Consider the following 20,957-nt stretch of genomic DNA (forward strand, 5'->3'; position numbering starts at 1 on the left):
TCAGAATTTTCAGCGCAAGCACTTTTTGAATAATTTAATAAAAAAGTCATTCAAACGTCATGTTCACCGAAAGGGTATGTAGTTTTAGACTCATTTTTGATCAAAGGCAAGCAAAGATGGATATTTTTTATCCACCTTTACAATTGATGTCGTATTCGGGGAGATCAAGAAATTTGCTTTTGCTCTTGGCGACGCCTGATTTCGTATACCAATGCCAAAACAATTGTCAGTGCGATCAACACTAACCCCAGCGCATTCACTGCAGGTGTCAGTCCCGTACGAACTTTAGAAGCGATGTAAACCGTTAAAGTAGTGTCGTAACCTTTTACAAACAGCGTGGTGTTGTAATTCTCAAACGATTGTAAGAAGGCAATCGCCGCCGCGGAGTAAATCGCAGGTTTAAGATACGGCAGAAGAATCCGTCTAAAGGTTTGCCATTGATTGGCACCCAAGCTAAGCGCTGCATTTTCCAACGTGCGATCAAATCTTTGTAACCGCGCCAACACCATGAGCATGACATAAGCAGTAATAAAAGTGGTTTGAGCGATTACCGTCAGCAGGATTCCACCATTCACATCTAAGCCGCGCCAGAAAATCAAAGCAGAAATCCCCACAATGACGCCAGGGGTCAACAAGGGGGACATCATCAGCGAATAGGCAAAGGTTTTACCTCGCCCTTGGTAGGTAGACAGAAACAAAGCGCAACAGACACCAATAGGCACAGCAACAATCAATACTCCCATCGCCACAATAAAGCTGTTCCCTAGGGCCTCCCACATAGCGCCATCTTGGGCTAGCGCATCAAACCACTTCAAGGTTACTCCACGCCAAGGGGAAATCGTCGGGAAGCGACTATCATTAAAAGTTGCTAATCCCATCACAATCAAAGGTGTGAATAAGTATAGAAAGAACACGCCAATATAGAGTCGCACGCCATATTTAAAAATCGTCTCAGACTTCATCGTGCAATGTCCCCCAAGCCCACTTTAAATACCTTCATCACCAAACCGATAAAGCCAATACAAATCATCAACAAAAGGAATGCGTAAGCCGCCCCTTGGTTCCAATCGCCTCCTTCAAAGAACCAGTTGTAGATAATTTGCGTAAACCAGCGACTGCCCGGTGAGCCTAGCAATGCCGGAACGGCATAACTTCCGGCCGCAAGCATAAAGGTCATGATGCACCCTGTTGCAATGCCCGGCTTAGCATGTGGCACAATCACGCGATAATGGGTACGTATCCAACCCGCTCCCAAATTGCGCGCTGCTTTGATTTGATTGCTATCGAGACTTTCAATGGCGTTATAGATGGGAAAGATCATAAATAGAATATAGGCATACACCATGCCTATTAGCACACCACCATCGCCGGATAAAAACCGCACAGGTCGGTCAATTAAGCCAAGCCCTAGCAACAGCGCATTCAATGGCCCCTTGTAAGCCAAAATGATGTACCAAGAGAAAGTACGTAGAATCTCATTAATCCAAAACGGAATAATCAGCAACAGCAGACATAGCGCCGATTGCTTCGGTGTAGCCACCTTGGCTAAGTAGAAAGCTAGCGGGTAACTAACCAACAACGTCAGCACTGTCACCAATACACTCGACCAAATCGTTTTAAAGAAGATCGATAAATGGATCGTATTCCCAAACAAGGTTGAATAATTATCTAACGTGTACTGATCTTTCGGGCCACCAATTTCACTCGGCAATAAATTCGGCTTAAACGAGTAATCCACCATCAAGATTTGTGGCAGGATCACCATACCAATTAGCCACACAGCAATAAGCGCCACGATGCCAACCGATAAAGGTCCACCAAAGCGAGCTTTCAGCTGGTTAAACATCGCCCGCCTCCCCCGCCATCACAATGGCATCTTGGGCGCGAAAAGACAGCACTTGGTTACGCCCCGCCACCATATCCTCTTGATACTGATTGGCACGTAATTGAATATTCAACGGCGTTTCGCCCGCTTGACTACTTAGGGTGAGATAAGAGCCTTCAAAGTTCACTTCCAACAAAGTCGTCGCCAACTCAAAATCGGCTCCCGACCCAAGCTGAAGAGATTCTGGACGGACAAATAAGGTTGCTTGTTGACCCACTTCAATGGGACTTAACACTCGCCCTGCCAATTTACCTAATGGACCCGCATCAATAACGGCTTCGCCAGCACGACATTCAATCACTTTACCTGAGATGATATTGTTTTCGCCAACGAAGGACGCCACGAACGGCGTTTGCGGATTTTGGTATAAGGCAATAGGATCGGCGACTTGCTGCAACTTACCCGCTGACATCACCGCCACGCGATCAGACATGGTCAGTGCTTCGCCTTGATCATGAGTGATGTAGATAAAGGTAATGCCGGTTTTGCGCTGAATCTCTTTCAACTCAGTACGCATATGTTGGCGCAGTTTTAGATCCAAAGCGGATAGCGGTTCATCGAGTAACAACACCTGCGGCTCAACCGCTAGCGCGCGAGCGATGGCGATACGTTGTTTTTGACCACCGGAAAGCTCAGAAACCTTTTTATTGCCACTTCCCTCAAGCGCCACCAGCTCAAGCAGTCGGTCCGACGTTTTCTTACGCTCTGCTTTGGAGACACCACGCACCTCCAAGCCAAATTCAATGTTCTCTGCCACACTCATCAAAGGAAACAAGGCGAGATTTTGAAAAATCATCGAGGTTGGGCGTTTATTCGCTGGCACGCCTTTCATGTCATGACCGCCGATGCGCACTGCGCCTGCGCTTGGATCCAAAAAGCCACTGACCATATTTAGAATGGTGGTTTTGCCACAGCCCGATGGCCCTAAGAAACTAAAGAACTCCCCTGATTTGATGTGAAGATCCATTTGCTGCACTGCAGTAAAGTCTCCGAAGCGCATGACGACATTGTCTAAATGAACACTGCTGTCCATAAGCCCTCTCGCATTTTCTCGTTATCATTTTGAAAGACAAAAAGCCCGCTGGCGAACCAGCAGGCTTTTTAAAGACCCAATCGAGTATTACGCTGATAAGTAACGATCTTGATACTCGTTACGCAGCGCCACATACCAAGGCTCTTGGATTGGCCACCACCATAGGTTGGCCAAGTCCTCTTGCGAGTAAGAGTTATTGAAGAAATCTTTGGTGGCTTGCGGCAGCAAGTCCGCAGCGCCTTTCGCCGTCGAGTTATAACCAGTAGCTTTTACGAACATGGCACCCGCTTCAGGTGTGTAGTACCAGTTGATAAACTCGTACACCGCATCAACGTTGTTAGCGTTCTTCGGAATCACAAAGCCTTCCATCCACGCCAAGGCACCTTCTTTTGGTGCGCCGTAAGCAATTGGCTCGCCTTCTTCCGCCAGTTTAAAGGCTGTGCTGTCCCATGTTTGACCGATGACCGCGCCGTTAGTACGGAAGGCACCTTGCGCTTCGTTTTCGGTTGACCAGAACTGTGCAATCATGCCCTTGTGCTGAATCGCTTCTTTTAGGATCACATCAAAGTTGGCACGCATGGCTTTTTCGTTTTTGTACGAGTCCAACAATGGGAACGGTAATTTACCCATCTTTTCTAGCCATAGCCCCAAGCCCACCAGTGCAGAGTGGCCACGCACAGTCACAGCACCGTCATGCTCTGGCTTCCAAAGGTCACCATAGCTCAAATTCTTAGGATCAACGCTTGCTTGTTCCTTGTTATAAGAAATCGCCTCTGTACCCCAGTCCGAAGGAGCGAAGTAACGCTTACCATTGACCACGCCACCAACTTCCGAACCGGACATAGCACTGTCTAAACAGCCATCCCATTTGATTCGAGTGGTATCCAGTGGCTGAACCAAGTCGAAATCCACATAGCCAGGCACACGGTCGACCGTTGGCATGATAATGTCAAAGCCCGTGCCATCGGTGGCACGCAGAGAGTTCATCAACTCATCGTTGGTGCCGTAAGGCGTAAAGGTGGCGTTGATGCCGGTCTTCGCTTTGAAATCCGTAAGCATTTCATCGGTGATATAACCCGCCCAAGCGTAGATTTTAAGCTCTTTGTTGGCCGCAATCGCTTGACTGATTGAGAATGGGGTCGCGGCAACGGCACCCGCGACGGATGCCCCCTTTAGAAACTGACGACGTGAAATTGACATGATGGCTCCTTATATCATTGTGATATTCGCACTTTCTAAAAGAGCGAATGCCGCACACTTTTATTAAATCTGTGTTTAATTATTAAGCGACGAATATGACAATTTAGTGACGAAAAAATGTACAGTCAACATAAACTGAAACATTTGGTCAATTTTTAAGCCTCAGCTATTTCTGAGCGCGAACGACAGTTGGTTACATTTCAACGTCATTTTGATTACAAATCACAACATCTGATCACACAGAAACAAATCTGTCATATTTCCATAATAAAGTAAGCCGCATCTAACACCCACTCTAGCCAATGGAAGTGAGCGGACCTTGAAAATCTCCCATGTTACTCGCGCGACAACCTTTAGTTATTTAGTGATCGCAGCAGCCCTTGCAGCATTGCTACTATGGAGTACCCAGCAATACCGTGCAGCGTTTGAGCAAAGCGATTCCTTCAACCAAGTATGGCAGGCGTCAGCTATTCAGCTTGAGCAACGCATTGAAGGCTACCTTTCTTCTGGTGAAGCATCGCAACTGCAAGATGCGGAAACCTTTATCACTGAACAGATCAAGCCAATGCTTGAGACGCTACCAGTTGCCTTACAAACCTCTTTAAATCAACGTTTAGACGCTGTCCTAGCCAATCTACAATCGGACGTACGTGCGGCGGGCAAGCTATCAGGCAACCCCTATGCGTTGGTGGAGAACAATGCTCGACAAATGCTGTTGTCATTGGATTATCTAAACCAAACGTTAAATTCTGCGACCAATACGGACGCTGAGCTATCGGTCGATTACTTAAAAGCACAAGGCAATATGTACGCGGCGTTGGCAACCTTGCAGCAAGCGTCCAATGATTTTCTAAACAGCCAAACATCAGCTAACCGAGACCTACTGCAAAACGCAAACCAGAATCTCATCGCGCAAGTAGAAGGTTTTATTGCACTGCCCGCTTGGCAAGATGCAAGCAGCTCTGAAAGTGGCGGCGGTGACGACCTTTCAGCCTTAATGGGCTGGGGCGGCAGCGAAGAAAGCAGTACCGCGGCGACCGACACCTTTGAAGAAACCAAAAACGAATTGCACACTTGGGCCAACCGTTACATGAAAGACGTGGACAACAGCCTTTCTGTATTAACACAAGCCGCGACGGCAAAAGCAGGTGTGCGTAAGCTCATCCAGCAATTAAGCCAGGAGCTGAACGAAGGCACTAAGACGATCCATGCAGCCACCGCCGCATCAGAGCGCAACGCCCTGATTGCCTTCGGTATCTTTGTCTTGATCATGGTACTGACGACCATCACCACCCACCTATTTCAAAGCCGTATTGTGGTCAATAGCGCACGTGATCTGTATGACGCGGTCAAAGCTCTTGTTGAGAGTGACAACATTCATCAGTTGTCCGTGAAAAACAACAAGAACGAGCTGACCGATGTAGCGCGTTACCTAAACCGTTATTTGGAACAAATTGCGGTTCAGCGTACGCAACGCGATACCGAGCTTAAGAATATTTCAAGCTCGTTAAATGAAATGCTGAATGCCTTTGGTCAGGTACACGACTTAAGTGTGGCCTCTAAAGAAGCACTTGAGCAAACCGTTGAACAGGCCGCGCATGTGGATACCTTAGCGAATAAAGCCGAAGTACGTGCGAAAGAAGTAGAAAGCTACGCTCATGACACCAGTGAAGCCATGGCGCTAAGTTCTAAGCAAGTATCGACACTTGAGCACGCTAACCAAACCACGGTTGAACGTCTGCAGAACAGTAAAGATGCCTTAGGTAGCCTAGAAAGCTCCGTATCGAACGCCAACTCCATTGTCGGTGGTATTCGTGATATTGCGGAACAAACCAACTTACTGGCTCTTAACGCTGCCATCGAAGCGGCTCGAGCAGGTGAAACTGGTCGTGGCTTTGCAGTGGTAGCAGATGAAGTACGCTCACTATCAGGCCGTACTCAACAGTCATTGGAAGAAATTACTTCTATTTTTGACTCACTGACCCGCTCAACATCAAACTTGCGCAAGAACCTAGAACTGATCGAATCAGCCTCTGCTGAGCAACGTACGCTGACGCTGGAACTGGGCCAATCGGCACAGGAAGTACAAGAAAAGTCACACCAATCAACCGTGTTGTCGCGTAAAGCCTCTGGTTACGCGGAAGACCAAAAGCGTAGCGTCAGTCTATTAACCGAGACGGTAGAAAAAGTCCGCTCACAGGCAGATGAATCAGAGCGTTTCCTCGCGCAAATGACCAAGAACGTGCGCCAGAAGATTGATGACATCACGACAACGCTAGGTATCCGCGCCAACTAATCATTCTTACGCGGATGCAAGGCACTCAATTGAGCAGACACAAAAAAGCCAGTGCGATGGGGGTCACACTGGCTTTTTTCATGTCGGGTACTAGGCGTGTTTAGAACAACACACGCGCCTTAATAGTACCGTCCACTTCTTTAACTTTTTCTAGGGCTAGCTCGCCCATCTCAGCGTCCACTTCCATCACCATGTAACCAATCTTTTCCGTGGTACGAAGAAACTGACCGGAGATGTTAATGTTGTTGTCTGAGAAGATGCCGTTGATCTTAGACAACACACCTGGACGGTTTTCGTGGATATGCAGGATACGGTGCTTATCCGCTTGTGCTGGCAATGCCACTTCAGGGAAGTTCACTGCGGCCGTCGTAGTACCGATATCAGAGTATTGGATCAGTTTCACAGCGACTTCAACACCGATGTTTTCCTGAGCTTCCATGGTCGAACCACCGACATGTGGTGTCAGGATCACATTGTCCAGACCGCGAAGTGGTGATACGAACTCTTCTGCGTTACCTTTAGGCTCCACTGGGAATACGTCGATCGCGGCACCCGCGATGTTGCCCGCTTTGATCGATTCCGCTAGTGCTTCTAGATCCACCACAGTACCGCGCGAAGCGTTTAGGAAGATTGCGCCCTTCTTAATCTGAGCAATCTCTTCGGCACTAATCATCATCTTAGTGCTCGCGGTTTCTGGCACATGCAAGGTAATCACATCACAGGTCGACAGTAGCTCTTCTAGAGATTTCACTTGGCGCGCATTACCTAACGGCAGTTTGGTAATGATGTCATAGAAACACACGTCCATACCCAGTGATTCTGCGAGTACGCTCAACTGAGTACCGATGCTACCGTAACCAACGATACCTAGACGCTTACCACGAGTTTCAAAGGAACCCACCGCAGACTTCATCCAACCACCACGGTGACAGACAGCATTTTTCTCTGGAATGCCACGCAACAGTAGAATCATTTCGCCTAATACTAGCTCAGCCACACTTCGAGTATTCGAGAACGGTGCGTTGAAGACAACGATACCCTTGTTCGATGCCGCCTCAAGATCCACTTGGTTAGTACCGATACAGAAACAGCCAATCGCGACCAGTTTGTTCGCGTGCTCTAACACTTTTGCTGTCAGCTGTGTACGGGAACGAATACCAATAAAGTGCGCATCCGCAATCTTTTCGATCAGCTCGTCTTCCGCTAAAGCGGTTTTATGAAATTCGATGTTTTCGTAACCAGCGGCATTCAACGCCTCAATAGCAGATTGATGCACGCCTTCTAGTAACAAAATTTTGATTTTTGCTTTTTCTAAAGAAGTGTTGCTCATGATTTTCTTAGTATCTCTATGGTTTGGGGGTTGTACAGATCCATGTTAACACACAACCAAAAACCGCAAAGCGAAACCTACTGGAATGTGCTTCATCTTAAGAGGACGAATTCTCAGTTAACGAACAATTTACATTTTAACTGCGTATTTGCACTGGCAAGCCGATGGCTTCAGCACTAGAATGGAGGTGTTTAAAAGATGATCAATGAGGTGAAACATGGCCATTGAAGGTATTAACAACAGCGTAGTAAGCCAAAGTCAGTTTGACAGCCAGCCTACTGTGCCTGCGGTTGCACCCTCAACCGTGAATGGAAGCACACAGTCCAGCGCAAGTGTTGCGCCGCCTTCTGTTGATGTGTCAGTCACCATTTCTCCGGAAGCTCAACAGCTTGCCCAAGATAATATTGCAACGACAACTGTGGCTCAAAGTAACGCGACAGACACGGCTGCCGATACAACTACGGCATCACAGTTTGGCGCTAGTGCGACATCTAATAACTCAAGCGTCGCAGCGGAAGTGAATGGCAGCTCTGGCAACACCTTGAATGCCACACCATCGAATTCCACTCAAAGTGGTAGCGTCGCATCACAGTACAACATCAGCCCAGATTCAGCACTGGGACAAACCATCAATTTCTCGGCTTAATCCCAGCACTTTTAGATAAACGGATTCTAGAACGACTTAGCGTCGCTCTAGAAAGACACCCGCTTCAACGTGGTGTGTATACGGGAATTGGTCAAACATCGCAAAGCGAGTAACTTTATGAGTGCTCGACAAAGCTTCCAAGTTATTTTTCAGCGTTTCCGGATTGCATGAGATATACAAAATCTGATCAATCTTGCGCACTAGTTCAACCGTGCCATCGTCCAAGCCTGCGCGTGGTGGATCCACTAACACTGCGGAAGGATTAAGTGTATCCATCCCTGCTTGTACCAACGCCTTAGGTAGCTCACCCTCGCCATTTAGCGCGGCTGAGACATCTTCACTGGCCATCTTCACCACCTGTACGTTGCTCATACCATTCATAGCAATGTTTAAGCTGGCGGAGTTTACCGATACTTTGGCAATCTCTGTGCCGATCACGCGATCGAAGCGGCGCGCTAAAGGAATCGAAAAATTACCGTTACCACAGTACATTTCCAACAAATCACCAGAACAACCTTGTGTCACATCCAGCGCCCATTCCAACATCTTTTCACTGATGCCTGCATTTGGCTGAGTAAAGCTGTTTTCTACCTGCTGGTAATGGTACTTACGACCATTCACCGTCAGTGTTTCCATGACGAAATCACGAGTCAGGATTTGTTTGCGCTTGCGGCTACGACCAATAAAGTGACAAGCAGGAAACAGCTCATTCAACTCCACAGCAGCGGCATGCCAAGCATCATCAATTGGCTTGTGGTAAAGCATACTGATCAAGGCTTCACCGGTGGTCGTGGTCAAGAAGTCCACTTGGAATAATTTATGTCGCAACACCGGAATATCTTTGATCGCCGCCAACAATTTCGGCATCAATTCGTTAATCAGCGTCGACGCGGCTAGAAATTGGTCGACACGAATCGGTGTACGAGGGTCTGCAGAATCAAACATTGCATAGTAAAGATCCTCCCTTTCATGCCAAATTCGGAACTCTGCACGCATACGGTAGTGACTTGGAGCACTCTCAAACACTTCCATTTCTGGCAGTTCAAGGCCAGCCATCAAAGCGTTCAAGGTCTCTTTCTTAGACTCTAATTGGGCAGAATATTGTTCAGGTTGAATCTGGTCGGGTCTCATGCAGTTATCCGCTAAAGCTGTTCATAGGTGTTGGGCGCGGCATTATACAAAGAGTCTGACTACTTTGCGAACGATGCGTAGGAGGAAACTGGCTTTATAAAAAGCCAGGGCCCAGTAGTACTTCTAATGATGCGGTTAAAGAGAATTCAGATTTATACTCGTTTTCTCGCTCATAAGTCATCTGCGGTTTGAGCTGACCGATTAACCAGTTGTCATGCAACAAGCGCTGATATTCAACAAAGTACAGAAAGCTCTCGGCATGGGGCACACTGCCCTCTTGCAAGTAACTAAATTGATAGCGCATTTTGCTTTTATCAGACAAGCGCTGGTTCAAGAAGATGTTCTCACGCCAGAAAGTATCGTCTTCGACTTCTAAGTAGGTGACACCAAAGTCAGCTCCGAACTGGTAGTCAGGCGAGAATTGACGTAGCGCCTTCACGCCATAACGAGCGCCATAGCCTAAGGTGTAATAACTAAACAAAGACTCTTCTTGGCTAATGCCCCACTCGCCCAGTGCCATATTCTGGTTAAAGGTAACTCGTACAAATGGATCGACTGGCATTTCAACCAATAAACCCATATCAATATTCGCACCCCACTCTTCTTTGAAGAAGCGCAGCATGGTGGCAAAGCGGGTATTTTGTGCAGACTGGAGAATATTCTGCCCAGGATCGTTGTCATACAAACGGTTATCTTGAGTCAGCTGATCAGCATCGGATTCGATAATCAAATCAAGACGGTTTTCAGTGTTTGGCAGATGTAGACGTGCGTCTAAATTGAAGAAACCGGATACCCCATCATTTCCTTCAATAATGGAACCAAACTTCATGCTCACAACACTTTTAGACACCGAATCATGACGTTGCCCAGAGAAAAAGGTATCCAGGCCATTAGACCATTCACCAACCGTATTAGACATATTCTCATGGGTCGACAACCACCATGCTTTATTGGAGGTTTCGGAGGTGGGCGAGATAGACTCAGCCTGAGCAATAGGCGCCAGCATAGCTAAGCAATACAACCCTGTTCGCAATCTCGACACACCCACCTCCAAATCTTCTTGTTATATTTCTTTTAGCATCGCACGAATCATTAAAGAAGAGTTCTGTGCGGCAACGGTTAGATACTCTTCAAAGCTTGCTGGCGATTCTTTATCAGCCACATCCGACAATGAACGCACCACGACAAATGGCACGGCAAACTTATGGCACACTTGCGCCACAGCGGCCGCTTCCATCTCCACCGCCTTGAGCGTTGGGAACGAAGCGCGTACCGCTGCCACTCGTTCAGCCTGGCACATAAACACATCACCGGTGCCGATTAAGCCGACTTTAGCCTTTACTTGACCGACATTCGCCACGGCTTTTTCTGCCAGTGCAATCAGTGACGCATCCGCTTGGAACGTTTCTGGCATGCTGGGCAACTGACCAATAGCATAGCCGAATGCCGTAACATCAACATCATGATGCACTACGGCATCAGAAATGATCACATCACCTACTTCTAATTCAGGATCAAAGCCACCTGCAGAACCAATATTAATCACTGCAGCAGGCTTAAAATTGGCCAGCAGCAGAGTCGTTGATACCGCTGCGTTGACTTTACCAATGCCTGATTTTAGCAACACCACGTCTTTGCCATCCAATTGACCTTGGAAGAACTCACAGCCAGCTACTTCCGTTGCCTGAACGTCCGTCATCCATTCTTTGATCACCGCGACTTCTTCGTCCATGGCTCCGATCAATCCAATCACACTCATAGTAGCTAACCTTTTCGTTTCAATGTTTGTCGTAGCATGTCAATTGCGCCGTCATTTGGCAACTGACCACCAATATCTATAAATGGCATTGTATCAGGTCGCTCTAGAAAATCCTCAAGCACAAACCATTTCGTATTCACCAGCTTAACTAAATGAAGTTTAAGCGCTTTTTGTGCCGTATCTTTATCCAACACCAATATGATCACTGGATTCGTATGACGCAACACCGACACCAAGTTAGCCACATCTTGCTCGCGGCGCGCAATAAAGTCACTTGCGCTAAGCTCTGCTTGCCAAATCACTTGGCTAATATCGCTACCGCCGACAATAATAAAATTCGTCTCATGGGTCGCCCAATCCCCCAGACTAATCGGTGCTAAATCTTTTAGAGAATCCATTTGCTGCGCCAAGCGATAAGGCATCAACTGATGCAATAGCAACGTATGTGGATCAGCCCACAATGACGGTTGTTCGGTTGTGATATAGATAATTGGCAACGCATCTCGACCACTGGATGCTTGAAGTTTCTTCACATTTTCCGATGCTAGCCCGACATCACCTAACGCAACCAGCATGGCATCATAGCGATGTCGATAGGACATGCTGGTGCCAAAAAACTCGGAAAAAGAGGAAAACACATCCATTTTTAGGCTTGCCGCGGCCAACGCATCCACCACTCGCCCGCTTTCAGCGTAGTCATTTTTAATAAAGGCGACCCGCTTATCTAGCATGGATAAAGTTTCCAGCGCAGGATCAGGCGTCAAAGCAGCCGTGAATTGAATCCGACCACTCGGCGCTTGCTCAAAGCGGCCCTTAATCATCTTAGGGGACTCTTTACGTAACCAATCCAGTGCCGGCGTCGTATCCTCAGCACCGTAAACCTTAATGACCAATCCATGTTTATCCCAGCCAATATCGATGTAACGGCCAGAAATGGTGCTGTGGTAGCAGTGCATTAGAGCGATCGAAATCAACGCTCTGTGATCAGAGGTCCAGCAATACTGCTTCTCAGCATCCGCTAGCGACAGTTCAATCTTAAATTGGCAACGCTTGCTATCCAGCAACAAGCGCTTCTCTAAGGCATCTTGCTGCTCACAGACCATTTGACCTAAGGACATTAAGGTCGCTTCCGACTCATCGGCTTTAGCAATGACATCCAGCAGCTGATTAATCGCAACCAACCACTGACTGGCCGCCTGCGGTGCCTGCACTAGCCAAGATGACTGACAGGCCAACTCTTCTATCAGCAAAGAGTACGGCGGCTGTGGACGATCCAAAACATGTTGTGGAAAGCGCTGAGTGAGGTTCCAACGCAAACGGCGCACTTCACTGACATCTTTACCAACCAGCATCACGCTGCGAAATCCATACTCATTGACAAAGGTATGCGTCTGGAATTCATAGACCTTATTTTGCTCCGATAGCGCCAGCTCAAAGCCACCACCATATTCCCCTTTCAGCGCTCTCTGAATCGATTGGTGACAGCCGATAGGCGTCATATCAAACACGGTTTTGGCACGCTCAAAGTTTGGAAAGACCGCTTTAGCCTCATCATTAAGTGAAGTCACTCGCGCCGATTCATCACAAAACAAAATCGCTGACTGTAATGAATTCAGCAGTAGCTCCAAATGCTGGTCACGCACTTTCAGCTGCACTTGAAAATGGTTCATCTGTGCCATCAAGGGCTCAAATTCTTGGAAATTAAGCGTTTCTAAACGACCTAATGCGGGCAACCCAGCAATCGGCACAAACATAATACGTTGGGCATACAGCATCACTAACCAGAACAAGATCGTCATGACCACAATCACGGTCAAGCAACCCACCAATACCCAGCGACTAAAAGACTCTAACAAGGGTCGAGCGTAACGCACCTCAACAGAGAATTTTTCTCCTACATTGGGGAGCGAAATAATCGTTTCGTGACGAATGTAATCCATCTCTTCGTTAAAGCTGCTTAGCTTTTCGACTAATAAAGCCTTGCCTAACACATCATTTATACGCAGATAATCTGCCCCTGCGCTGGTAATTAAATCGCTGGCCAAAGCCAGATTATTGTTAAGTGAAATAAAGCCGTAGAAAAAGCCACTGCCCTTGCCGTCTGGATTGTTCTCTAATGGCTTTTTATAGATCAGCAGCTCACCTTGATCAGTCGAGGTAATATGATGCCAAGCCTCAATTGGTGCGCCACTAATCAAATTGACAAAGGCATCTTGCGTATACAAACGCACCCTAGGATCCTCCATGACCTGACCCGTTTCTTTTTCAATGTAGAAGAAATCTAAACCGCCAAAGAACAACACATCATGCAACTGAAATAAGGCGTCCAGACTTTCGCCATCGCTGACCTGCTCAGCGAGGTATTTCACCTCGAAATTGGCGCGATCTAGATAGGCAGAAAAGCTCATGCGTAAGGCCTGTACACGATGTTGCAAGGCCGCCGCCGCATAATCACGCTGGGTAAAAAAATCCATCACCCATATGACTGCACAGAGAAAGACAGTGAGTACAATGAAGGGGGCTATTGCGTTACGTTTAAAACGCGTACGTAGACTTAACGTGGCCATAGGGACAAAGAATAAGGAACCGCTTGTTGAAAGGTAATCTGACGAGTTTGCTCATCCATTTCCGGCGTCAGCATTTGCGAAGACTCCATGTAAACCCTTGGTAATAAACGCGATTCGATATCGCCTTTAATCGATTCAGCTGCTGCTATAGCCACATTGTCCTTCATCTCTAAAACTGTAACCATGACCACACCTTCCTCACTGGCTTTACCTATCAATTGCTGACCCAACCAAGCATTAGTGGTCGCAGTGCTAGCGCCTCGCTCAGAAATCGCCTGAGCTACTCCTTGGGCGATATTCGGCGTGCACGAAAAAATAAAATGCGCTATGAGCGTGTCCATACTCTGTTCTAGCGCCGCATGAGCTGCATCGTAAGCGCTCTCAGCTTGATCTGATACTTGATATTGAAAGCGCACCTTGCGGCCTAAAAAGGCCAGCTCATTCACAAAAATCTGACAATAGCGCTGATTAAGATACGCGTCCTGAGTCGAAATAATATCTACGACAGACTTTTCTGGTAACACTCGCTCTAGATAACTGGCTAAGCGATGCATCATTTTCGCGCTATCAATACCAATGTATATGAGTGGTGGATGTAAACGCCAAGCGTCAAACGGTGCCAGTGCATTGAGCATCAACACCTTAATCTCATCGCGCTTTAAAATGCGCTCCAACAACGGACGATTATAATCATCGACGCCATCAACAATCAGGTAATCAAAATTCGCAGCTTCGATTTTTTTATAGGTATATAGGGTTGGATAAATACCAGCGCCGCGTTCGGTATGAAAAACATCTAGGCGAAAATCAATATTGAGTTCTTGCATGCGCCGCTTAAAGGCGACAACCCACGCCTGATTGCTGGGCAAATCAGCCGAGCCACGCAACACCACGGCAATCTTTTGCGTATCAGGTTGCGAAGCAGACATGGGAATCGGTTGGGAATGCACACGCACCGAAAGTTGCTCAATCAGCGGTTGCTGGTTGGGGTTGGCGTCTAGGAAGCGCTGTAAGCTGAAGGCCGATTGGCCATAGTTATACGCCCAAGAGTGCGGTATTAGCACCATGGTAAACAGCGTAACTATGGACAAGCGAAACAAGAGCATAATCGGCATAAGTCTTTAAGTGGTAAAGACATTCTAGCGAGAACCGCTCTGAAAGAAACACAATCGTGTCAAAAAGGCATAAAAAAAGCCGAGTCACTAAGTAACTCGGCTTTCTTTAATTTGGTGCGGAAGGAGAGACTCGAACTCTCACGCCGTGAAGCACTGGAACCTAAATCCAGCGTGTCTACCAATTCCACCACTCCCGCTTGGAATGGCGAGCATTATAGGTGAACCAATTTACAGGTCAACACTTTTTTAAAAGAAATTTAAAAAAGTTGCTCGCGCATTCTGTTGATTAGAAACGACGGCCTTTCGAGTACTCACCGTGCTCGTAACGGATCGCCATTTCTTCAAGATCCATGGTATGGATACGTGATGCTTGACCTGCAGAACCAAACGCTTCGTAACGGTCGATACAAACCGCCTTCATTGCTTTGATACTTTCAGTTAAGTATTTACGTGGATCGAAGTTACCTTTGTGCTCTGCTAGGCTGCGACGGATCGCACCCGTTGCCGCTAGACGAAGGTCCGTATCAATGTTGACTTTACGTACGCCGTAACGGATCGCTTTCACGATCTCTTCTACTGGCACACCGTAAGTTTCTGGGATCTCACCACCGAATTCGTTGATGATTTCTAGCCAGTCTTGTGGCACTGACGAAGAACCGTGCAATACGATGTGCGTATTTGGCAATTTTTGCGCAATGCGGTTGATACGCTCGATGTCTAGAATATCGCCGGTTGGTGGACGAGTAAACTTGTACGCACCATGGCTAGTACCGATCGCTACTGCTAGGGCATCGATACCTGTTGCTTCAACGAATTCAAATGCTTCGTCTGGGTCAGTCAACATTTGTGAGTGGTCTAGGATGCCTTCTGCGCCCACGCCATCTTCTTCACCTGCTTGACCAGTTTCTAGAGAACCTAGACAGCCCAATTCACCTTCTACAGAGACGCCACATGCGTGTGCGAACTCTACTGTACGACGTGTCACATCAACGTTGTAATCGTAGCTTGCTGGCGTTTTACCGTCAGCCATCAAAGAGCCGTCCATCATCACTGATGAGAAGCCAAGCTGGATTGAACGTTGACAAATTGCTGGGCTCGTACCGTGATCCTGGTGCATGACTACCGGGATGTGCGGGTAATCTTCGATCGCCGCTGCGATTAGGTGGCGAAGGAAGTGAGAGCCTGCGTACTTACGCGCGCCTGCAGAAGCTTGCATGATAACAGGCGAGTTCACCTCGTCTGCGGCTTCCATGATCGCTTTCACCTGCTCCATGTTGTTCACGTTGAACGCAGGTAAGCCGTAATCATGCTCTGCTGCATGGTCCAGCAATTGACGCATACTAATTAAAGGCATAAAAGTTTCCTCTGACAATGAAGTTGTTTGGTGTCCTTGCCGTCAACAAAGCACCCATTAATGTTTTTTTTCATGCGCATGTGTGTCACATGTAGCGGTACGCCCTGTCCGCCCTATCGTTATATTGTCATTCTGTCTAATGACAGACCGGTCACTCTCTAGTGTTAGTGATTATAGTGATGAGATGGTCTTCATGACACATCTCATCGTGCAGGGTAGTCCCTGTCTTATTCAAGTATAAGCCTTAGGCTTTACACTAATTTTGCGTGCGCGATTCCAACATAGCAACAGCTGGTAGCACTTTTCCTTCAACAAATTCTAGGAAAGCACCGCCACCGGTTGAAATGTAAGACACTTGCTCAGCGATATCGTATTTATCCACTGCTGCTAGCGTATCACCGCCACCAGCAATAGAGAAACCTTCACTATTCGCAATCGCCATTGAAAGTGCTTTAGTGCCTTCACCAAACTGATCGAATTCGAACACACCCACTGGGCCATTCCAAATGATCGTTTGCGCGCTTTCCAATAGGCCTGCAAGTTTCGCTGCCGCTTTCGGACCGATATCCAAAATCATATCGTCCGCCGCCACATCTTTCGCATCTTTAACCGTCGCTTCGGCGTCGGCAGAGAACTCAGTTGCGACAACCACGTCTTCTGGTAGTGGAATATCTACTTTTTCCATCAAGGCTTTCGCTTGTGGAATCAAATCAGCTTCGTACAAAGACTTACCGACTGGGAAGCCTGCCGCCGCTAGGAAGGTATTGGCAATACCGCCGCCGACAATCAGCTGATCCACTTTGTCAGATAGGGACTCAAGCACTGTTAGCTTAGTCGACACTTTCGAACCACCAACAATCGCTGCCATTGGGCGCGCTGGTTTCGCAAGCGCTTTTTCAAGGGCGTCAAGCTCAGCCGCCAGCAATGGGCCAGCACAGGCAACCGGTGCAAACTTACCTACACCGTGCGTTGAGGCTTGCGCGCGGTGCGCCGTACCGAAGGCATCCATCACGTAGATGTCACACAACGCCGCCATTTTCTTAGACAAGGCTTCGTCGTCTTTCTTCTCGCCTTTGTTGAAACGTACGTTTTCAACCAAAACCAGTTGACCCGCTTCTACCTCAACACCGTCCAACCAGTCTTTCACTAGTGGTACGTCTTGACCTAGAAGACCTGCTAGATGATCGGCAACAGGTTGCATTGAGTACTGTTCTTCGTACTCACCTTCTGTTGGGCGGCCCAGGTGAGACATCACAATCACTTTGGCACCCGCTTCTAGAGCAAGCTTAAGCGTTGGTAGCGCCGCACGAATACGCGCATCGCTGGTCACTTTGCCATCTTTTACCGGCACGTTAAGATCTTCACGAATCAACACACGTTTGTTCGAAAGGTCCAAATCGGTCATTTTAATTACGGTCATGCACGATTCCTCGTCGTTTTTAAAATCAGTTAGTGCTCAGCACTATCTTCCAATAATTGTTGCCAATAGCAAGCCACGTCCAACATTCGGTTCGCATAGCCCCATTCGTTATCAAACCAACACAACAGTTTGATCAAGCGGCCATCGACCACCTGCGTTTGGGTGCCATCAATAATCACCGAACGCGGATCATGATTGAAGTCTACCGAAGCATGAGCTTCCTGAGTGTAGCCTAATAAGCCAGCGTATTTAGAAGAGGCCGCCACTTGCAGTGCAGTATTAACCTGCTCAGTAGTCACCTCTTGCTCAGTACGCACCACCATATCGATTAACGAGACATTAATCGTGGGTACGCGTACCGCATTAGAGCTAATCTTGCCCGCCAGTTCCGGCATCATACGGCCAATACCTCGATCCAGTCCGGTATTCACCGGAATAATCGAACTCATAGCCGAGCGGGTTAAACGCAAATCTTTGGTATGGTAAGCATCAATGATCGGCTGGTCATTCATCGCCGAATGAATCGTTTGCGTCGCACCATGCTCCACACCACATAAACTTTGCAGCGTATCCAATACCGGAATCACGCAGTTAGTGGTACAGGATGCCGCCGAAACAATGGTTTGCTCTGCAGCGACCGTTTCATGGTTAAAGCCATAAACGATGGTTGCATCCACATCTGCCGATGCCGGTTGCGACAACAGCACTCGTGGCGCGCCCGCATCAATAAAGCGCTGAATCTGGTCGCGTTCGGTAAACACACCGGAACACTCCAACACCATATCCACGTTTAAAGCGGCCCAATCAAGCTCTTCAGGTGACTGCGCACTGAAGCACTGAATTTCGTCTTCACCAATCAACAGGCTATTGCCTTTAATCGATACTGGCTTAGGGAAACGGCCATGGGTGGTGTCATAGCGCGTCAAATAGCTAATCGTCTCGATGTCAGACAATTCATTAATCGCCACCACATGCAAACGGTCTTGGTAGCCGTTTTCATAGATCGCTCGAAGCACTGATCGGCCAATTCGGCCGTAGCCGTTAATCGCTACTCGCAACATAGTTCTCTTAAATCAAATCAATCCAACAAAAAAGAGGAGCCTGAAGCTCCTCTTTCGTTGTGAAGCCGTTAGGCGTTCAGCAGTTTCTCTGCTGTGGCTACCACGTTTTCAACCGTGAAGCCGAAGTGTTTCAATAGGTCACCACCCGGTGCTGATTCACCGAAGGTACGCATGCCGACCATCGCACCACCAAAGCCAACGTACTTGTACCAGTAGTCAACGTGCGCCGCTTCAATCGCAACGCGCTTGGTAACGCTGCTTGGTAGAACAGATTCTTGGTACGCAGCGTCTTGTGCGTCAAAGGCATCCGTAGACGGCATAGAAACCACACGAACTTTAGTACCTTTCTCAGACAACGCTTTCGCAGAATCTAGCGCTAGGGCCACTTCAGAGCCGGTCGCGATTAGGATTAGCTCTGGTGTGCCTTCGCAATCAGACAGTACGTAAGCACCTTTAGCGATGTCCGCAACTTGAGCCTCGGTACGCGCAAGAGCTGGCAAGTTTTGACGGCTGAATACTAGAGAAGTAGGACCAGAACGACGCTGGATACCCGCAGCCCAAGCTACCGCTGTTTCGGTTGCATCCGCTGGACGCCATACAGACATGTTTGGTGTCATACGCAGGTTAGCAAGCTGTTCAACTGGCTGGTGCGTTGGACCATCTTCACCTTGACCGATGGAGTCGTGGGTGTAAACGAAGATGTTCTGAATGCCCATCAATGCCGACATACGTACCGCGTTACGTGCGTATTCCATGAACATCATGAAGGTCGCGCCGTAGTTGATGAAACCGCCGTGTAGCGACGCACCGTTCATGATGCCGCTCATACCGAACTCACGTACACCGTAGAATACGTAGTTACCCGCAGGATCGTCTTGAATGCCTTTCGAGCCAGACCATAGGGTTAAGTTAGAACCCGCAAGGTCAGCTGAGCCGCCTAGTAGTTCAGGTAGCATCGCACCGAAGAAACCGATCGCGTTTTGAGACGCTTTACGGCTGGCGATGTTTTCACCTTTTTCTTGGCACTCTTTGATGTAAGCTGCCGCTTTTTCAGTGAAGTCTGCTGGCAATTCGCCTTTGATCACTCGGCGTTCAAATTCTGCTGCAAGCTCTGGGTAAGCCGCTTGGTAGGCTTCGAACTTCGCTTCCCACTCAGATTGTGCTGCGGCACCTTTGGCTTTTGCATCCCAACCTTCGTAAACGTCAGCAGGCACTTCGAATGGTGCATGAGACCAACCTAAGAACTCACGTGCTGCGGCGATTTCTTCGTCACCTAGTGGTGCACCGTGACAGTCGTGAGAACCAGATTTGTTTGGTGAACCAAAACCGATGATGGTTTTACAACAGATCAATGTTGGCTTAGACGTTTCCGCTTTCGCCGCTTCAATGGCTGCTTTGATAGCTTCTGGATCGTGACCGTCTACGTTAGCAATGACGTGCCAACCGTAAGATTCGAAACGTTTTGGCGTGTCGTCAGTGAACCAGCCTTCAACGTGACCATCGATTGAGATGCCGTTGTCATCCCAGAATGCGATCAATTTACCTAGGCCAAGCGTACCTGCTAGAGAACATGCCTCGTGCGAGATACCTTCCATCATACAGCCGTCGCCTAGGAAGCAGTATGTGTTGTGATCAACCACGTTGTGGCCTTCACGGTTGAATTGCGCCGCCAGGGTTTTCTCAGCGATCGCCATACCCACCGCGTTACTGATACCAGCACCTAGTGGACCAGTCGTTGTTTCAACGCCTTCCGTATAACCATACTCAGGGTGACCAGGAGTTTTTGAGTGCAGTTGGCGGAATTGCTTCAAATCTTCCATTGACAGGTTGTAGCCTGAAAGATGTAGCAAAGAGTAAATCAACATAGAGCCATGGCCGTTTGAAAGAATAAAACGGTCACGGTCAACCCATTTAGCGTCCGTTGGGTTGTGTTTTAGAAAGTCATTCCAAAGCACTTCAGCAATATCAGCCATGCCCATTGGGGCGCCTGGGTGTCCAGATTTTGCTTTTTGAACCGCGTCCATACTGAGTACGCGAATAGCATTAGCAAGTTGTTTACGAGACGGCATTGATCATCCACTCCTGGTTAATGTACGAAATGTCGCTTCATTCTCCACGCTAACCCTAGCACTTGCAACGGCGTCAGGCTGCGCACACCCA

At 48.0% G+C, this 20,957-nt stretch carries 16 protein-coding genes and 1 tRNA gene; 2 read left to right on the forward strand and 15 right to left on the reverse strand.

Features of this window, described 5'->3' with window-relative positions; all coding sequences use genetic code 11:
* Positions 1-164 precede the first annotated feature (164 nt).
* The 4 genes from ACOSVP_RS11895 to ACOSVP_RS11910 all read right to left on the reverse strand — a co-directional run bounded on the left by ACOSVP_RS11895 (position 165) and on the right by ACOSVP_RS11910 (position 4,118).
* Positions 165-962, reverse strand: a complete 798-nt coding sequence (locus ACOSVP_RS11895) for an ABC transporter permease (protein ID WP_487347726.1) — start codon at positions 960-962, stop codon at positions 165-167.
* The gene (locus ACOSVP_RS11900) at positions 959-1,846 is read right to left on the reverse strand and encodes an ABC transporter permease (RefSeq protein ID WP_487347727.1); all 888 of its coding nucleotides are present in this window, start codon (positions 1,844-1,846) and stop codon (positions 959-961) included. The genes ACOSVP_RS11895 and ACOSVP_RS11900 overlap by 4 nt, the downstream gene beginning before the upstream one ends.
* Positions 1,839-2,918 (reverse strand): ABC transporter ATP-binding protein, encoded by a 1,080-nt coding sequence (locus tag ACOSVP_RS11905; RefSeq protein WP_487347728.1) that lies wholly within the window; start codon positions 2,916-2,918, stop codon positions 1,839-1,841. Before ACOSVP_RS11905 ends, ACOSVP_RS11900 begins: the two co-directional genes overlap by 8 nt.
* Before the next feature lie 87 nt (positions 2,919-3,005).
* On the reverse strand, positions 3,006-4,118 hold the full coding sequence (locus tag ACOSVP_RS11910; RefSeq protein ID WP_487347729.1) for an extracellular solute-binding protein: 1,113 nt from the start codon (positions 4,116-4,118) through the stop codon (positions 3,006-3,008).
* A 319-nt stretch (positions 4,119-4,437) separates the two neighbouring features.
* Here ACOSVP_RS11910 and ACOSVP_RS11915 point away from each other — a divergent pair, with 319 nt between their 5' ends.
* Positions 4,438-6,414, forward strand: coding sequence for a methyl-accepting chemotaxis protein (locus ACOSVP_RS11915; protein WP_487347730.1), 1,977 nt, complete (start codon positions 4,438-4,440; stop codon positions 6,412-6,414).
* A gap of 100 nt (positions 6,415-6,514) precedes the next feature.
* On the opposite strand, the gene serA is transcribed toward ACOSVP_RS11915, so the two are convergent.
* A complete protein-coding gene (gene serA / locus ACOSVP_RS11920; RefSeq protein WP_487347731.1) occupies positions 6,515-7,744 on the reverse strand; it encodes a phosphoglycerate dehydrogenase in 1,230 nt (409 codons plus the stop codon).
* Between the two features lie 217 nt (positions 7,745-7,961).
* Here serA and ACOSVP_RS11925 point away from each other — a divergent pair, with 217 nt between their 5' ends.
* A complete protein-coding gene (locus ACOSVP_RS11925; protein ID WP_487347732.1) occupies positions 7,962-8,390 on the forward strand; it encodes a hypothetical protein in 429 nt (142 codons plus the stop codon).
* Positions 8,391-8,426: 36 nt separating this feature from the next.
* Here ACOSVP_RS11925 and trmA read toward each other — a convergent pair whose 3' ends face one another.
* From trmA to tkt, 10 genes are all read right to left on the reverse strand, one after another.
* The gene (gene trmA / locus ACOSVP_RS11930) at positions 8,427-9,521 is read right to left on the reverse strand and encodes a tRNA (uridine(54)-C5)-methyltransferase TrmA (protein WP_487347733.1); all 1,095 of its coding nucleotides are present in this window, start codon (positions 9,519-9,521) and stop codon (positions 8,427-8,429) included.
* A 94-nt stretch (positions 9,522-9,615) separates the two neighbouring features.
* Positions 9,616-10,563 carry a hypothetical protein gene (locus ACOSVP_RS11935; protein ID WP_487347734.1) on the reverse strand — a complete coding sequence of 316 codons (948 nt, stop codon included), beginning with the start codon at positions 10,561-10,563 and terminating at the stop codon, positions 9,616-9,618.
* A 21-nt stretch (positions 10,564-10,584) separates the two neighbouring features.
* The gene (mtnN, locus tag ACOSVP_RS11940; RefSeq protein ID WP_487347735.1) at positions 10,585-11,280 is read right to left on the reverse strand and encodes a 5'-methylthioadenosine/S-adenosylhomocysteine nucleosidase; all 696 of its coding nucleotides are present in this window, start codon (positions 11,278-11,280) and stop codon (positions 10,585-10,587) included.
* A 5-nt stretch (positions 11,281-11,285) separates the two neighbouring features.
* Entirely contained in the window at positions 11,286-13,754 is a 2,469-nt protein-coding gene (locus tag ACOSVP_RS11945; RefSeq protein WP_487347736.1) for a LuxQ periplasmic sensor domain-containing protein, read from the reverse strand.
* Between the two features lie 80 nt (positions 13,755-13,834).
* The gene (locus ACOSVP_RS11950) at positions 13,835-14,962 is read right to left on the reverse strand and encodes a type 1 periplasmic-binding domain-containing protein (protein ID WP_487347737.1); all 1,128 of its coding nucleotides are present in this window, start codon (positions 14,960-14,962) and stop codon (positions 13,835-13,837) included.
* Positions 14,963-15,074: 112 nt separating this feature from the next.
* Positions 15,075-15,159 (reverse strand) — tRNA-Leu (locus ACOSVP_RS11955).
* Positions 15,160-15,248: 89 nt separating this feature from the next.
* The gene (gene fba / locus ACOSVP_RS11960; RefSeq protein ID WP_487347738.1) at positions 15,249-16,316 is read right to left on the reverse strand and encodes a class II fructose-bisphosphate aldolase; all 1,068 of its coding nucleotides are present in this window, start codon (positions 16,314-16,316) and stop codon (positions 15,249-15,251) included.
* A gap of 256 nt (positions 16,317-16,572) precedes the next feature.
* Positions 16,573-17,736 (reverse strand): phosphoglycerate kinase, encoded by a 1,164-nt coding sequence (locus tag ACOSVP_RS11965; protein ID WP_487347739.1) that lies wholly within the window; start codon positions 17,734-17,736, stop codon positions 16,573-16,575.
* Positions 17,737-17,765: 29 nt separating this feature from the next.
* Positions 17,766-18,797 carry a type I glyceraldehyde-3-phosphate dehydrogenase gene (locus ACOSVP_RS11970; protein ID WP_487347740.1) on the reverse strand — a complete coding sequence of 344 codons (1,032 nt, stop codon included), beginning with the start codon at positions 18,795-18,797 and terminating at the stop codon, positions 17,766-17,768.
* A 68-nt stretch (positions 18,798-18,865) separates the two neighbouring features.
* Complete coding sequence (tkt, locus tag ACOSVP_RS11975; protein ID WP_487347741.1) at positions 18,866-20,866, reverse strand: transketolase; 2,001 nt, start codon at positions 20,864-20,866, stop codon at positions 18,866-18,868.
* Positions 20,867-20,957 lie beyond the last annotated feature (91 nt).

It is taken from the genome of Marinomonas sp. HM11-D, assembly GCF_057626615.1.